At 69.9% G+C, this 14,765-nt stretch carries 16 protein-coding genes; 11 read left to right on the forward strand and 5 right to left on the reverse strand.

Annotated features, from left to right (window positions below):
• Window positions 1-299: 299 nt before the first annotated feature.
• Together BJ968_RS21325 and BJ968_RS21330 are read right to left on the reverse strand one after the other, a co-directional pair.
• Window positions 300-464: a hypothetical protein gene (locus BJ968_RS21325; protein ID WP_179755264.1), complete on the reverse strand. Its 165-nt coding sequence runs from the start codon at window positions 462-464 to the stop codon at window positions 300-302.
• 348 nt (window positions 465-812) lie between these two features.
• A complete protein-coding gene (locus BJ968_RS21330; protein WP_179755266.1) occupies window positions 813-1,151 on the reverse strand; it encodes a hypothetical protein in 339 nt (112 codons plus the stop codon).
• A gap of 725 nt (window positions 1,152-1,876) precedes the next feature.
• On the opposite strand from BJ968_RS21330, the gene BJ968_RS25210 reads away from it, so the two are divergent.
• The 10 genes from BJ968_RS25210 (at window position 1,877) to BJ968_RS21380 (ending at window position 12,933) form a co-directional block, all read left to right on the forward strand.
• Window positions 1,877-2,638, forward strand: coding sequence for a sugar phosphate isomerase/epimerase family protein (locus tag BJ968_RS25210; RefSeq protein ID WP_179755268.1), 762 nt, complete (start codon window positions 1,877-1,879; stop codon window positions 2,636-2,638).
• A gap of 97 nt (window positions 2,639-2,735) precedes the next feature.
• Entirely contained in the window at window positions 2,736-3,857 is a 1,122-nt protein-coding gene (locus tag BJ968_RS21340) for a Gfo/Idh/MocA family oxidoreductase (protein WP_179755270.1), read from the forward strand.
• A gap of 404 nt (window positions 3,858-4,261) precedes the next feature.
• Window positions 4,262-6,079 carry an ABC transporter substrate-binding protein gene (locus BJ968_RS21345; protein ID WP_179755272.1) on the forward strand — a complete coding sequence of 606 codons (1,818 nt, stop codon included), beginning with the start codon at window positions 4,262-4,264 and terminating at the stop codon, window positions 6,077-6,079.
• A gap of 9 nt (window positions 6,080-6,088) precedes the next feature.
• Window positions 6,089-7,099 (forward strand): ABC transporter permease subunit, encoded by a 1,011-nt coding sequence (locus tag BJ968_RS27020; RefSeq protein ID WP_179755274.1) that lies wholly within the window; start codon window positions 6,089-6,091, stop codon window positions 7,097-7,099.
• 1 nt (window position 7,100) lies between these two features.
• Complete coding sequence (locus tag BJ968_RS21355) at window positions 7,101-8,129, forward strand: ABC transporter permease (RefSeq protein WP_179755276.1); 1,029 nt, start codon at window positions 7,101-7,103, stop codon at window positions 8,127-8,129.
• Window positions 8,126-9,109 carry an ATP-binding cassette domain-containing protein gene (locus BJ968_RS21360; RefSeq protein ID WP_218885216.1) on the forward strand — a complete coding sequence of 328 codons (984 nt, stop codon included), beginning with the start codon at window positions 8,126-8,128 and terminating at the stop codon, window positions 9,107-9,109. Before BJ968_RS21355 ends, BJ968_RS21360 begins: the two co-directional genes overlap by 4 nt.
• Window positions 9,106-9,933: an ABC transporter ATP-binding protein gene (locus BJ968_RS21365; RefSeq protein ID WP_179755278.1), complete on the forward strand. Its 828-nt coding sequence runs from the start codon at window positions 9,106-9,108 to the stop codon at window positions 9,931-9,933. Before BJ968_RS21360 ends, BJ968_RS21365 begins: the two co-directional genes overlap by 4 nt.
• Before the next feature lie 286 nt (window positions 9,934-10,219).
• On the forward strand, window positions 10,220-11,383 hold the full coding sequence (locus tag BJ968_RS21370; protein WP_179755280.1) for a LacI family DNA-binding transcriptional regulator: 1,164 nt from the start codon (window positions 10,220-10,222) through the stop codon (window positions 11,381-11,383).
• Window positions 11,384-11,811: 428 nt separating this feature from the next.
• A complete protein-coding gene (locus BJ968_RS21375; RefSeq protein ID WP_179755282.1) occupies window positions 11,812-12,144 on the forward strand; it encodes a hypothetical protein in 333 nt (110 codons plus the stop codon).
• Window positions 12,145-12,327: 183 nt separating this feature from the next.
• Window positions 12,328-12,933 (forward strand): GrpB family protein, encoded by a 606-nt coding sequence (locus tag BJ968_RS21380; RefSeq protein WP_179755284.1) that lies wholly within the window; start codon window positions 12,328-12,330, stop codon window positions 12,931-12,933.
• A gap of 93 nt (window positions 12,934-13,026) precedes the next feature.
• On the opposite strand, the gene BJ968_RS21385 is transcribed toward BJ968_RS21380, so the two are convergent.
• From BJ968_RS21385 to BJ968_RS21395, 3 genes are all read right to left on the reverse strand, one after another.
• The gene (locus BJ968_RS21385) at window positions 13,027-13,476 is read right to left on the reverse strand and encodes a GNAT family N-acetyltransferase (RefSeq protein ID WP_179755286.1); all 450 of its coding nucleotides are present in this window, start codon (window positions 13,474-13,476) and stop codon (window positions 13,027-13,029) included.
• Between the two features lie 159 nt (window positions 13,477-13,635).
• Window positions 13,636-14,004, reverse strand: a complete 369-nt coding sequence (locus tag BJ968_RS21390; protein ID WP_218885218.1) for a type II toxin-antitoxin system VapC family toxin — start codon at window positions 14,002-14,004, stop codon at window positions 13,636-13,638.
• Window positions 14,005-14,012: 8 nt separating this feature from the next.
• Window positions 14,013-14,261 (reverse strand): type II toxin-antitoxin system prevent-host-death family antitoxin, encoded by a 249-nt coding sequence (locus BJ968_RS21395; protein ID WP_179755290.1) that lies wholly within the window; start codon window positions 14,259-14,261, stop codon window positions 14,013-14,015.
• Between the two features lie 179 nt (window positions 14,262-14,440).
• Here BJ968_RS21395 and BJ968_RS21400 point away from each other — a divergent pair, with 179 nt between their 5' ends.
• Window positions 14,441-14,737 carry a hypothetical protein gene (locus BJ968_RS21400; protein WP_179755292.1) on the forward strand — a complete coding sequence of 99 codons (297 nt, stop codon included), beginning with the start codon at window positions 14,441-14,443 and terminating at the stop codon, window positions 14,735-14,737.
• The last annotated feature ends 28 nt before the right edge of the window (window positions 14,738-14,765 follow it).

The following is a 14,765-nucleotide window of genomic DNA, read 5'->3' on the forward strand; positions in this document are numbered from 1 at the left end:
TCACGGGTCCGGTTGACGGCAAGGGTGGCGACCAGGACGCCAAATGACAAGCGCCCGCTGGTCCGTCGAGTGCCGACCCTTCGCATCGACCGGTTGACTGCCTGATCGAAGAGGTCTGGGACCAGCAGCAGGGGAGGTGGCACCCTGTCAGTGGCGTTGCAGGGCGCTCGAAGACCCGCACTGCCAGGCATCGACGATCGCCGCAGATCGACTGCGCAGACTGCGCCATGACTGGAAGGACGTGGTGAGGCGGCGAAGCCCATCGATCATTCGGGTGAAGTCTCACCGGGCTCGTGCGGTCAGTGGGTGGCGTCGTTCAACCACGACCCCGTCGTTGCCGTGGTGCACCTCGATGTCAGCAGCTGCCGTTGCAGCTGCCCTTGCAGCTGCAGGGCCAGATGCAGCCCCTCCTGGCCCCGTTCCGCTTCGCTCTGCTCGGCGCGCCACTGGAAGTCGGTGATCACCAGCTGGCCGGAGGTGTCGTTCCACGTGGTCAGACGGTCCAGCAGGTCAGCACTGGCGCCCAGGTCGGTGAGGACAGAGGGATCCAGACCGCCGGTTCTGCCGGGTGAGCGGTCCCAGGGGTGAGCGTCCTCTTCGTGCTCGGCGGCGATGGAGATGGCCGTAGGCCGCTACCAGTCAGGTGGCGTGCCGTGATCCTGACACGCCCTGAGCCATCGCTCGCAGATCGGCAAGACCGCGAGGTCGGCAGTGTCCTGACTCGTGGGATCGCCGTGACGTCTGCTCGGTCCTGGCTACTACGAAGTCTGCTCCGTTCTGACTACGTCGCTTGGGACTCCGCCATCGTCAGCTCACCGTCTTGGTTCTCCGCATCCATCGGTGCTCCGTTGGCGCTCCATGATCAGCCTGTCCGACCAAGCTGTCTGTCCGACCCAGCTGCAGCCGCTGCGACCCAGGACGCCGCTACAGGTGCTGCTCTCCTCGCGGTGGGGTACCGCCGCGCTGACGGCATCTAGGCCCGTCACTGACCGGTCCGCCAGCCCAGACGGCAACGCCGCCAGCGCGCGCTGCGCATCGGGGTGGGCGGCGACCACATCGCGCAGCACCTGCAGGGGCAGCTGGTCGCCGAACACGACCATGCCCTCGGCCTTGCCGGCCAGATCGTCGATGGAGATCGCGTCGCGGGCCACCACGTTCCACGGCTCGGCCGTTGCGGTAGCGCATCGCCCCACAGGCCCGCCAAGACCACGCTGAGGGTGGGCGCACGTTGCTGCGACGAGCCGGGCATCTGCTCGTCGTAGCGGCTCACGGCCAGCGCCCGGCGGTGACAGCTGACGGGTCAGCACCGTCTGGACGGGTTGGGGCACCAGCTGCTCGCTGCCGCCACCGACCGCGCTCACGGTCGTCGCCAGCTGCCTGCGCTCATGCCGGAACGGACTGCTCCACGCTCGCGGGCGGGGCCCTCGGGGGTCTCGGGGGGAGGTGGATGCCTGCGCGCCGCCTGGGGGCGGTGCCTCCTCGGGCCGGCCCTGCGCTGAGCCGCTGTGGCTACCTCACGGTGCAGGGAGCCTTCGCCCACCGCGTGCCGACGCCGCGGCCGACTGCCCTCGATCCGGTGGGGCGCATGGACCAGGCACGGCGAAGGGTGGTTGACACTTACGGGCTTAAGCTGTCTACTGATCGCACTTGCTGGTCGCGGCGCAGCGACGAGGAGTTGAAGACGTACAGCGTGTCCTGCAACGGGATGCGTCGAACACCCCGGCTGCCATCGGCCCACCACCGGACCACGACCAGACATCGAACCGCAACGGCGAGGTTGATCGTCGAGCAGCACCTCACCACCTCGGTGAGGTGGACGAGTCGGCTTGCCCTCACGAGTGCTCCGCGTCGTCCGCCACGAGACAGAAGGTCCTCCATGACACTCGACACCTCCGCGATCTCCGTGCAGCTCTACACGGTGCGCCAGGCGTTGGCCGCCGATCCCGACGCCACGCTGGCGCGTCTGGCGGCCATCGGGTTCCGCAAGGTCGAGCCGTTCGGCTTGACCCAGAGCGCCGGTGACCTGGCTCCGCTGCTGACCAAGCACGGGTTGAGCGCCCCGAGCGCGCACGCCGGTGTCGTCGGTGCCGACCTCGACGCCGTCCTGGCTGCTGCCCAGCTCACCGGGACGAGCCTGGTCATCGACCCGCACGTCGATCGCGCACGCTGGAGGACCGTCGAGGACATCGCCGGCATCGCCGCCCAGCTCAACGCCGCCGCCGAACGCGCTGCCGATGCCGGAGTCACCATCGGCTACCACAACCACGAGTTCGAGCTGGAGATCGAAGTCGGGGGCCGGCCGGCGCTGGAAGTTCTGGCCGACCACCTGTCCGAGGGGGTCGCCCTGGAGATCGACACCTACTGGGCCGTGGTGGGTGGTGTGCAGGTGTCCGACCTGATGAGCCGGCTGGGCTCGCGGGTCAAGGCCGTGCACCTCAAGGACGGCGACGGCTCGCGCGATGACAGCAAGCAGGTCGCCTTCGGCACCGGTGACGTGGATGTCGACGCCATCCTGGCTGCCGTCGGCGGTGACGAGTCGCAGGTCGAGCTGGGGGTCATCGAGCTCGACGACACGACGGGCGACATGTGGGCCGCGGTCGAGACGAGCTACGCCAACCTCGTCAAGGCTCTGTCGTGAGTCTGCGCCGCGGGGGCGGGCAACCGCACAGACGAAGGGGCACGCATCAGCGAGCAGGCGCAGTCCGCGCCACGACCGAACACTCGGAGGAGACGCAGTGAGCACTTCGGAACACCGCACGGGACCGGTGGGAGTCGGCATCATCGGCGCCGGCGTCATCTCCGGCACCTACCTGGAGAACCTCACGTCCTTCCCCGACGTGCAGGTCCACGCCATCGGGGACCTGTTCCCCGAGGCCGCCCAAGCCCGCGCCGAGGAGTACGGCATCGCCCACCACGGCGGGATCGACGCTGTTCTGGGCCACGACGACGTCGAGCTCGTCATCAACCTGACCATCCCCGCCGCCCACGTCGACGTCTCCCTGGCCGCGATCGCTGCGGGCAAGCACGTGTGGTCGGAGAAACCGGTCGCGCTGGACCGCCAGAGCGGTCAGCAGCTCCTGCAGGCTGCCGAGGCGGCCGGTGTCCGGCTGGGCTGCGCCCCCGACACCTTCCTCGGTGCCGGGCTGCAGTCCGCGCTGAGGGCTCTGCAGCGCGGCGACATCGGGACACCGTTGACGGCGCTCACGCTCCTGCAGGGCCCCGGCCCGGAGTCTTGGCACCCCAACCCCGCCTTCTTGTTCCAAGCCGGCGCCGGCCCGCTGTTCGACGTCGGGCCGTACTACCTGACGACCCTCGTGCAGGCCTTCGGGCCCGTCAGTTCGGTCGCGGCGATCGCCTCGAAGTCCCGAGAGCAGCGCACCATCGGCTCCGGCCCCAAGGCCGGGGAGGTGTTCGACGTCACCGTCCCCACCCACGTCAGCGCCATCGCGCAGTTCGCGAGCGGGCAGAGCTCGCAGAGCATCTTCAGCTGCGACTCCCCGCTGCTGCGGCACGGGTTCGTCGAGATCACCGGGACCGAGGCCACGCTGGCGCTGCCGGACCCGAACAACTTCGACGGCGACCTGAAGATCCGCCGCCGGGGCAGCGAGGACTGGGAGGTGCTGGCCCAGACGAAGGCGCTGTCCACGCGCGGCACCGGGGCGCTGGAGATGGCGCGCTCGATCCGCGAGGGCCGTCCCCACCGCGTCCAGGGCGCCTTGGCCCACCACGTCGTGGACGTCATGCAGTCGATCATCGAGTCGGCCACGACCGGCGCCTTCGTCGCGATCGACAGCACGGTGGAGGTCGCCCCCCTGCTGCCCGAGGACTGGGACCCCACGGTCGCCACCCTCCGCTGAGGCCTCGGCACGCACACGCTCCCTGCACCTGCACACGAGACCGTGTCCAAGGCGCCCGAGGCCGGGTGATCTCGTCCCAGCGCACAGCCGCGCTGAGGGTCCTCCCACTCGATGGCCCGCCCGGGGCCGGTCCTGCACCCCTGGGCCTCGGCTGCACCCTCGGCTGGGCCCGCTGCCCGATCGCCGGCCGGGCTCGGTCTTCGGCGGTTGCTGGTGTCGTCGCCAGGTTCGAGCCGCTGAGGAGCGCTCACGGACTTGGCCGGCTCCGACCCGTCGTCTTGCCACGAGCCCGCCTCACGGCGGGGCGCGCGAGGTCGACGACAGGCTCCCCTCCGCGACCACACCGCAGAGACGATCCACCCCCAGATCACGACCCCACCACCGCTCGGAAGGAAGTCGTCTCCATGTCGAACACCGTCCCTCCCCCTGCCGGCGGCCGCTCCACGCGCCGTACGTTCCTGGCCGCCTCCAGCGTCGCCGCCGGTGGCTTCGCCCTCGCAGCCTGCGGCGGCGGGAGCGCAGGTGGCACGGGCTCGGAGGACAGCACGCTGCCCGGCATCGGCAACAACGGCAAGGTCGGCAGCGGACGCAAGGGGGAGGGCGCCGACCAGCTGTTCCTGGCCGGTTTCCAGTTCAGCCCACCGACGAACTTCAACACCTTCGCCGGTGCCCCGGCGTGGCCGGCGGCCAACAACGTCGCCCAGTACGTCTACGAGACGCTGCTGCGGTTCAACGTCTTGACCGGTGAGCTGAAGCCGGGCCTGGCCGCCGACTACAGCGTCGACGGGACGTCGTCGGTCTCGATGACGCTGCAGGAGGGCATCACGTGGTCGGACGGGACTCCCTTCACGGCTGACGACGTCCTCTACACCTTCGAGCTGGGCAAGATCGACCCGTCGCTGTCGGTGGCGGCGTTCTGGACCGAAGCGGACTCGATCACCGCCGACGGCGACACCGTCACCGTGGCCATCAACCCCGACCGCAAGAACGTCGGCATGGTCCTGCAGCAGCTCGCGGTGCAGTTCATCGTCCCCAAGGCCGTGTTCGAGAAGGTCGCCGCCCAGACCGGGAACAAGCTCGCGAGCTGGGAGACCAAGGAGCTGCTCGGTACCGGGCCCTACACGCTGGAGAAGGCTGACCAGACCCAGATCATCCTCGCCCGCAACGACAAGTACTGGGGTCAGAAGTTCTACGGGGGACTGCCGGCCCCCACGAAGATCATCCACCCGATCTTCAAGTCGAACGAGGACGGCAACCTGAAGTTCCAGAACGGTGAGCTGGACGTCATGCAGGCATTCGTGCCGCAGATCTCGAAGATGTGGGACTCCGGGAAGCCGGTCGGAACTTACCTCAAGGACGAGCCGTACTTCGTGCCCGGCTCGGTGCCGCTGCTGTTCTTCAACACCGCCAGGGGCGCCCTGGCCGATCCGCAGGTGCGCCGAGCCATCGCCTTCGCCATCGACTACGCCTCCATCGCCGAGACGGCCATGTCCGGATATTCCGGCGACGTGCAGGCCTCGCTCATCATTCCCGGCGGCGCGGAGGACAAGTGGGCCGACGCCGGCCGGGCCCAGGCCGACGGGTGGACCTTCGACGCAGCCAAGGCGGACCAGACGCTCACCGCCGCCGGCTACGCCAAGGGCTCGGACGGCGTGTACGCCAAGGGCGGACAGCGCCTGGGCCCCTGGAAGCTCATCACGCCGCAGGGCTGGACCGACTGGAACGCCGCGCTGGAGATCGTCGCGAAGAACCTGCAGGCCGTTGGCATCGACGCCGCGACGAACTTCCCCCAGCAGGCCCAGGTGACGACGCAGGTGCAGAACGGCGACTTCGACATGGCCTGCTGGTACGTGTCGGGAACCAACCCCGCCACGCCCTGGCAGCGGTTCAGCGACGTCATGAGCAACGTCGAACTCGCCCCCGCCGGCCAGACCGCCTACCGCAACTACGGCCGGTGGACCAGCGACCAGGTGAACGACCTGCTGGAGGCGGCCGCGGCCGCCCCCGACGACGGCTCGAAGAAGCAGGCGCTCACCGCGCTGGACGACCTGTACCGGCAGCAGGCGCCGGCCGTACCGCTCATGTACCGCCCCGATGAGTTCTTCGAGTTCAACGCCAGCAACTGGACGAACTTCCCGACCGAGGCGAACGCCTACGCCCCGCCCATGTTCCGCGGGGCCGGCAACGACTGGCTCTTCAAGATCAAGAAGATCGAGGGCTGAGGTCCGACCGTGAAGCTCGGACAGTACATCGCCCGCAAGTCGCTGTGGTACCTCGTCGCCCTGGTCGCGGCGGTGTCCCTCAACTTCCTGCTGCCCCGGCTCGTGCCGGGCAACCCGGTGGACGTCATCGTCTCCAACCTGGCCCGGGGCGGGTCCGTCAGCGGAGAGCAGCAGAAGCAGATCTACGAGGGCTTCGTCCAGCAGTTCGGACTGGACGCACCCCTGTGGCAGCAGTTCCTCACCTACCTGGGCAAGGTCTTCTCCGGAGACCTCGGGACGTCGTTCGCCTCCTACCCGACCTCGGTGAACAGCCTGCTCGGGGACGCGCTGCCGTGGTCCATCGCCGTGCAACTGCCGGCCATCGTCATCGGCTGGGTGCTGGGAAACGTCGTGGGGGCCATCGCCGCCTTCCGCGGGGGCAACTGGGACCGCAGCGTCTTCACCTCCTCGCTGTTCCTGTCCGCCATGCCCTACTACTGCCTGTCCATCCTGCTGCTGTACGCGCTGGCCGTCGTGGCCGGGGTCTTCCCGGTCGGTGGGGCCTACTCCCTGGGCAACAGCCCGTCGTTCTCGCTGGGCTTCCTGACCGACGCCCTGCAGTACTACTGGTTGCCGTTCCTGTCCCTGGTCATCGTCTTCATCGGTGGCCAGGCCGTGGGCATGCGCTCGATGGCGATCTACGAGCTGGGCGGTGACTACGTCAACTACGGCCGCGCCATGGGCATCGGGGACAACCGGATCACCCGGTACATCTTCCGCAACGCCATGCTCCCGCAGATCACGGGCCTGGCGCTGTCGATCGGGACGCTGGTCAGCGGGGCCCTCATCACCGAGCTGGTGTTCAACTACCCCGGCGTCGGGACGCTGCTGTTCAACGCCATCTCCCAGAACGACTACCCGGTCATCCAGGCGATCACGTTGATCATCACGCTGGCGGTGCTGGCCTCGAACTTCCTGGTCGAGATCGTCTACGGCATCGTCGACCCGCGCATCCGCGCGGCCGCCTCCGGGGAGAAGTGACATGTCCACACCCAACGTCTCCAGCGTCGCGGTCGCCGACGAGGCGGCCACGCCGCGGTCGAACCCCTTCCGCAGCCTCAACCTGTCCGCCCGCTTCTGGGTCGCGCTCGGTCTCGTCGTCCTGGTGCTCGTGCTGGGCGGCGCCGGCTACCTCTACCCCACCTCGCCCAGCGAGAAGGTCGGCTCCCTCTACGACGCGCCCGGCGGCGGCCTCGTCCTGGGGACCGACAACTTCGGCCACGACGTGCTCGCCGTCCTCATGGCCGGCACCCGCACCTCCCTCGTCATCGGACTGCTCGCCGGCGTCATCGCCACCACCATCGGCGTGACGATCGGTCTGGTCGCCGGCTACGTCGGTGGGTGGGTGGAGGAACTGCTCATGGGGTTCACGAACGTCGTCCTGGCGATCCCCTCGATCATCGTCCTCATCCTCATCTCGATCTCCCTGCCCAAGAGCAACATGTGGTCCCTGGCGGTGGTCATCGGCATCACCGCCTGGCCGTGGACCGCACGCGCCGTCCGCGCCCAGGCCAGTTCGGTCGCCACCCGCGAGCACATCGACGTGGCCCGGCTGTCCGGGGCCCGGCTGACGGGGATCCTGGTCCGCGACGTCCTGCCGTACATCCTGTCCTACGCCGTCATGGCGTTCGTGCTGCAGGTCTCGGGCGCCATCCTGGCCGAGGCGGCGTTGTCGATGCTGGGTCTGGGCCCGGCGGGCGCGGACTCCCTGGGCACCCAGCTGCACTGGGCCCTGGCCTTCCAGGCCGTCGCCAGCGGGGCGTGGTGGGCGTTCCTGCCGCCGACCATCGTCTTGACGCTCGTCTCCTTCGGGTTCCTCCTGCTGCAGGCGAGCCTGGACGAGGTGTTCAACCCGCGGTTGCGCCGCGGCAAGCGCAAGCAGATGAAGCAGACACAAGCCCGCCGTCTGGCCGAGGCGCAGGCCGCCGCCGCAGCACGCCCCACCACGCCGGCGCGAACCGGTGTCGGCGCGGGCTCCGCACGCACCGCCGACCGAGGGGGACGACCGTGAGCACCAGGGGAACACCGGGCGCACCGGGCTCGCCCACCAGGGCTTCGAAGGCACCGGCGGGCTCGACGCCCGCGACCGCCGCCGCAGCGGTCCCCGCGGCGCAGGCGCGTCGACTGCTCGCCCGGGCCGTCGAGGTCAGCGCCGTCTACGGCGGCGGTGAACGCGACTTCACCGCGGTGGACCGGGTCACCCTCGAGCTCGGCGAAGGGGAGATCCTCGGCCTGGCCGGGGAGTCGGGGTGCGGCAAGACCACCTTGGGCAACTCCCTGGCCATGATCGCCAACCCTCCGCTCTACGTCGTGGAGGGGACCCTGGAGATCGACGGGGAGCAGATCGACCTGACCACGCTGCGGGGTGAGCAGGACCTCAAGCGGCAGCGCAAGTACCGCGGCGGCGTCGTCTCGATGCTCCCGCAGGGGGCGATGAACGCGATCAGCCCGACGCTGCGGGTGCGCAACCTCGTGCACGACGTCATGCGTGCGCACGACCGGACCGTCACGCGCGACCAGGCCCTCGACCTGGCAAGGGACCGGCTGAAGATGCTCGAGATGCCGGTACGGGTGCTGGACTCCTACCCCCACCAGTTGTCCGGGGGGATGAAGCAGCGCGTCGTCACCGTCGTCTCCACGTTGCTCAACCCCCGCCTCCTCATCGCCGACGAGCCGACCTCGGCCCTGGACGTGTCGAGCCAGCGGATGCTCGTGGAGATGCTGCTGGCGATGGTCGAGCAGCGCATCATGTCCGGAGTCGTGTTCGTCACCCACGACCTGCCCGTCCTGTCGCAGGTCTCGGACAAGCTCGCCATCATGAACGCGGGCAAGATCGTCGAGACCGGACCGACCGAGCAGCTCGTCCACGACCCGCAGCACCCCTACACCAAGAAGCTGCTGTCCTCGGTGCTGGACCCGACCGCGGAGACCCGCGCGCGGGGCCGGGACCGCCGCACACGACCGGAGCCGGCCGAAGGAGACCTGCGATGACGACGAACCTGACCGGGTCACCCGCGACCACGGCGACCGACAGCGTGCTCGCCTGCCAGGACGTCGTGAAGGAGTTCCACGTCACCGGGTCCAAGGTCGTGGCCGTCGACCACGTCTCCCTCGACTTCCCCGCCGGCGACGTCCTGGCCGTCGTGGGGGAGTCCGGGTCGGGCAAGTCGACGCTGGCGCGGATGCTGCTGCGCCTGATGCCGGTCACCTCAGGGACCATCACCTTCCGCGGTGAAGACGTGACCGATCTGCGCGGCAAGCGGTTGAGGGCGTACTGGAGTCAGGTGCAAGCCGTCTTCCAGGACCCGTTCGCCTCCTTCAACCAGTTCTTCCCCGTCGGCGACCTGCTGCGGCGCAGCCTCGCCCTGTCCTCGGTCGGGCGGGAGGAGGCGGACGCGCTCATCGAGGAGTGCCTCGGGTACGTGGGCCTGACGCCGGCACAGGCGCTGCACAAGTACCCGCACCAGCTCTCCGGGGGGCAGCGCCAGCGCGTGATGCTGGCCCGGGCGCTGATGATGCGGCCCAAGGTGCTGCTGGCCGACGAGGCGACGAGCATGCTGGACGCCACCTTGCGCGTGAACGTCCTCAACGTGCTGCACGACCTGAAGGACGACCTCGGCCTGACGGTGCTGTTCATCACCCACGACATCGGCCAGGCCTGCTACCTGGCCGACCGGGTCGCGGTCATGGAGCACGGCAAGGTCGTGGAGCGCGGCAGCACCGACGAGGTCATCTTCGCTCCCCAGGCGGCCTACACCAAGCGGCTGCTGGCGGACGTCCCCGACCTCAAGGGGAGCTTGAAGAGGGCTGTGTGACCTCCGGAGGGCTCGCGCCGACCCGAGCCAGGCCTCCTCTTCGCCGGGTGGGCTCAGGACGGGTGTGCTCACCCACCTGGCGGGCGAGCACACGGGAGGCGGGAGCATCAGCAGCCGGTCCGGTCGTGCGCGTGCTGCCGCACGACCGTTCGTCGGCGCTCGGGGGCGCTGGGTGCTCCCGGCAGTGCCAGTGCCGGGCAGGGGTGGGGGACGCCCACCGGCCCACCCGCGGTGAGCCTGGATCAGATCAAGGTGGTGCGCAGATTCCCGGTGAGGCGATGATGAGATGGTGCCTCCTGTGAATCCCTCCGGGCGCCGACCTACCAGCGCTGACGTCGCCCGACTGGCCGGTGTCTCCACCGGAGCGGTGTCCTACGCCCTCAACGGCAAGGGAGGAGTCTCGGAGGCCACCCGCCAGCGCATCCTGGAGGCCGCCGAACAGCTGGGGTGGCGCCCGAACGAGGCCGCCCGGGCTCTGTCGTTCTCCCGCGCCGGCGCCATCGGCTTCATCATCGCCCGTCCGCCGCAGACGCTGGGCGATGAGTCCTTCTACATGCAGCTCATCACCGGCATGGAGACCGAGCTGTCGAAGTCCTCGACCGCGCTGCTGCTGCAGACCGTCGAGACGGTCGAGGAAAGCGTCGAGGCCTACCGCCGCTGGGCTGCTCAGGGAAGGGTCGACGGCGTCGTCGTCAGCGACCTGCGGCACGACGACCCGCGTCCGGCGGCCCTGCGGCAGCTGCGTCTGCCCGCCGTCGCGCTCGGGGGAGACGCACAGACCGGACTTCCGCGGGTCTACAGCGACGAGAGCGAGTCGGTTCGCGAGGTCATCACCTACCTCGCGGGGCTGGGTCATCAGCGCATCGGTTACGTCAGCGGTTCACCCACCTACCTGCACGTCCTCAACCGCACGAAGGTCTACACCGACGTCATGCTCACCCTCGGGCTGGAGCCGACCGTGGAGGCGACCGACTTCTCGGTCGAGAGCGGCCGCAGCGCCACCCGGCGCTTCCTGGCCTCCCAACGGCCACCGACGGCCCTGGTGTACGACTCCGATGCGATGGCGGTCGCTGGCCTCGCCGTAGCCACCGCGGCGGGGGTCCCCGTGCCCCACGACCTGTCGATCGTGGCCTGGGACGACTCGCTGCTGTGCCAAGTGGTCCACCCCGCCCTCACCGCGATCTCCCGGGACATCCGAGCACTCGGTGGCGTGGCCGCCTCACACCTGCGTGCGGTGCTGCAATCCGCGGCCCGCGGCATCCCTCAGGACCCTTCGAAGGACGCCTTGCCGGACGTTGTACAGCCCACACCGCACTTGGTGACCCGCGCAAGCACCAGCCCACCTCCTACGTCGGCGATGACGCCGGCCCCCAGGAGCGGGAGCAGACGCGCCAAGAACGGCAAGGGCCGTGTCACCGCTGGACCTTCGACTCCCCCTGACGTCAGGTGACCGTCATCGACAGGAACGGTCAGGCTGCGTGAGCGTCGGGCAGGAGTACCTCCTAGGCACGGGTGTCACAACCCGCGACCTGCTGACACCGCGCCGACCTGCCTGCCGCGCGCTGGCGCACTTCCTGGCCGATGGCTGAACGCTGGTTCGAGCGCTGCCGTCACCACGGCCCAGCCGGCGTGGGTGACCGCTCGTCCTGACCGCAGCACGGTCCTCCCCAAACACCGGCTGTGGTCGTCGAGCAGACCACCGTCCTGCGTGTCGAGCGCGACTGGGGACGGGTCTGGTCCGCGACCTGCGCCATGACCGTGACGTCGCCCGCAGGGCGGGATGACCGCGACGTAGCGGTGCGCGGTGCACGGCAGTGATCATGGATGCTGGTAGGTGGCGGTCCGTGCTCGCCGCTGGTCGAAGAAGGGTGGCTGCTGATGTGGGTCGATGCGCAAGGCGTTGCCCACACGGTGGCAGCGCCCGAGTGGCGCAGCGTGGTGCAGATCGAGGAGAAGCTGCTGCGCTGCGTGCGAGAGCTGGATTGGTTCACGGCGTGGGTCGAGGACCGGCAGGAGTCGCTGTTCGAGGAGATCGAGGCGGGGCTCTTCAGCGAGGGCGGCGTGGTAGGTGCGCTGCCGCCGCGGTCGGTCGTGCTGACCGGTGGGGACGCGGAGAGCGCCGAGCGTGCCGATGCGTGGCTGGCGCAGGTCGGTGAGTGGTGGCGCATGGACGTCCTGCTGGCACTGGAGGACGCCTTGGACGAGGACTGACCGCCGGGCGACCGTGCTGACGCACCACCCGGCCGGCGCCACGACCGTGAGGCCGCCCTCGGGGCGCCATGACCGCGCAGTTCTCGGTCTGCCCTCGGCGGCGGGAAGGGCCCGGCCTCGTGGAACCGACACGCGCTCGTACTGGCACACCGTGCGTACCTCCATCTCGCTACCGTCCGAGCCATGCCTGGACCTGCGGTGCTGCAGCCCTACGACCCTGCCTGGCCTGGACGAGCGGCGCAGATGCTCGCCGCGGTGGAGAAGGCGATGGAGCCCCTGGGAGTGGGCGAGTCCTTCGAGCACATCGGCTCCACCTCGGTGCCTGGTCTGATGGCCAAGGCCTACGTCGACTTGCAGGTCGTCGTCAGCGGGCTGCCCGAGCCCGAGCTGCTGGACCAGGCGTTGGCTCCCGTCGGTTTCGTCCCCACCACCGGCTCACGCCCCGACTCCCCGGGGGTCCACCGCGACATCCCTCGCGGCTCCGCGCACGAGAGCGGGCAGGTGCCCGAGGAGGTGTGGCGCAAGCGGCTCTTCGTGCACGACATCGACGGACCGCGGGCCGCGATCCTGCACGTCCGGCTCAGTGCCTCGCCGTGGGGCCGCTACGCCGTCTGGTTCCGCGACTGGCTGCGCGCCCATCCCGAGGCTCGTGACCGTTACGCCTCCTTCAAGGCAGGCGTGGCCGCGGAGCACGCCGGGGATGCTGACTACGACGACTACACCCGCGCCAAGACCGTCTTCTTCGATGAGGTCCAGGAGCAGTTCGAGGCTTGGGGGCGCAGCCACTGAGAATCGCGACGTCCTCGAACACCGCCCTGAGCAGCGCGTTCAGCGCGCCGTGACCGTGACGCCGCCCGCAGCGCGGGACGACCGCGAGGTCCGTCAGAGGTTCCGCGTCATCGCGATCATGTCGGACGCTTCCTGCACAGGAGCAGGCGTGAAACCCAGGGTGGCGTAGATGCGGCGCGCAGCCGGGTTGTCGGCCAGGACGCTCAAGTCGACGCGAACCGCGCCCTGCTGACGGGCTCGCTCGACCGCCGAGGCGACCAGCCGACGTCCGAGTCCTCTGCCCCGCTGGGTCGGGTCGATGAGGACGCGCCCCAGGCGTACGGCGTCGCCGCAGCGCGTCAGCTGCGCGTGGCCGACCAGGCGCTGCTCCACGTCCATCACCCAGGCGGTGGCGCCTTCAGCGGCTGCTGAGTCGTGCATCTGCTGAGCGGTGAGGGGCCAGGTGAGCCGAGGCCCGGCGAAGCGGTACAGCGCGGCGGCATCCGGGACCCAGCCGATGACGGTGTCCACGTCTGCGGTGGTGCGTTCACGCAGCTCGCTCACGGGAACACGCTACCGGCGGTCGAGCACGACCGGGGTGCCTCGTGATCTCCCGGGGATCGCCGTGATCGGGCGCCTCGCTCCTCGGCGGGACCGTGAGGTCGGCGACGTCCTGGCTCGCGCCCTGAGCGTGCGGTCGCCGCGGTCGTCCGGACGGGGTCGTCAGACGGCGACGACCTCGATGAGCTGGTCCGCGCCTTTGAGGTCCGCTGCGTTGCGGGTGTAGAGCCTGGCGTCGTGCGCGTGGGCCGTGGCGGCGATGAGCAGGTCCATCGTCCGAGCGCGTGGTTGCCGGCCCGCCGCGACGACCGCGGCGGCCAGTTGCCCGTAGCTGGCGGCGACGGCTTCGTCCAGGGGGAGGGCGTCGAACCGTCGTTGCAGCAGGGACAGGCGTCGCAACCGTTCGGCTCGGACCGCCGGGTCGCTGGTGACCAGGACGCCGAAGTGCAGTTCGGCCAGCGTCGCTGAGCTGATGGCCAGTTCTCCGGGCAGGGGACCGATGTCGCGGGCGATGACGACACTGGTGTCCATGACCGCTCTCACCGGGGTTCCCAGGGGTCGCGGACCTCGGAGTCGATGAGCTCCCGGTCCTGTTCCCACGTCGGGTCCGCCGGGCCGGAGAAGAGCTCTTCGACGTCGGGCCAGCTGCGCCAGGTCCGTGTGGTGGCAGGGACGAGCCGGGCGCTGGCCCGACCGGCCACGGTGATGGTGACCTCCTCGCCGGCTTCGACGCGGCGGACGAGGTCGGAGGCTCGTTGGCGCAGCTCGCGGAGGCCGACGACTGTCACGCCCTCAAAGTAGCACTTGTGCTACTCAGGCGTGGTGGGTGCGTCGTCCCGGGGGTCCGTCGCACGACGGCCGCCCGGCCGTCGCAGTCCTCGCCGTTCTCCTGGCCGGCGCGGGTTGCTCCCACGACGCGCCCCCGCCGGCTGAGACGCCCTCGGCCGGCTCGGCTCCCACGGCGGCGGTGCCGCAGCAGGACCGCACGGCCACCGCCGACGGCACGAGCCTGGTCGTGTGCGTGGGGGAGTCCGCCGAGCACCCACCGGGATCGACCGTGCGCGTCGACGTCGACGACGCCGGCACCGTGACGAACACGACCTACGTGGAGGTGCCGGGTCAGCTGGTCGTCCCTCTGCCCTCGTCCTCGTCCTCGGTGCAGGTGCTCGTCGATGGAGTGCCGTGGTTGTCGGGGCCGGCGGCTGACGACCCCCTGCACGCCCACGGGTCCGGGTTCCCCACAGCCAGCCCGCGAGCTCCCTGAGCGTGTCAGGCAGATCGTCGACGTACTG

Source organism: Kineococcus aurantiacus (assembly GCF_013409345.1).
GTDB lineage: Bacteria > Actinomycetota > Actinomycetes > Actinomycetales > Kineococcaceae > Kineococcus > Kineococcus aurantiacus.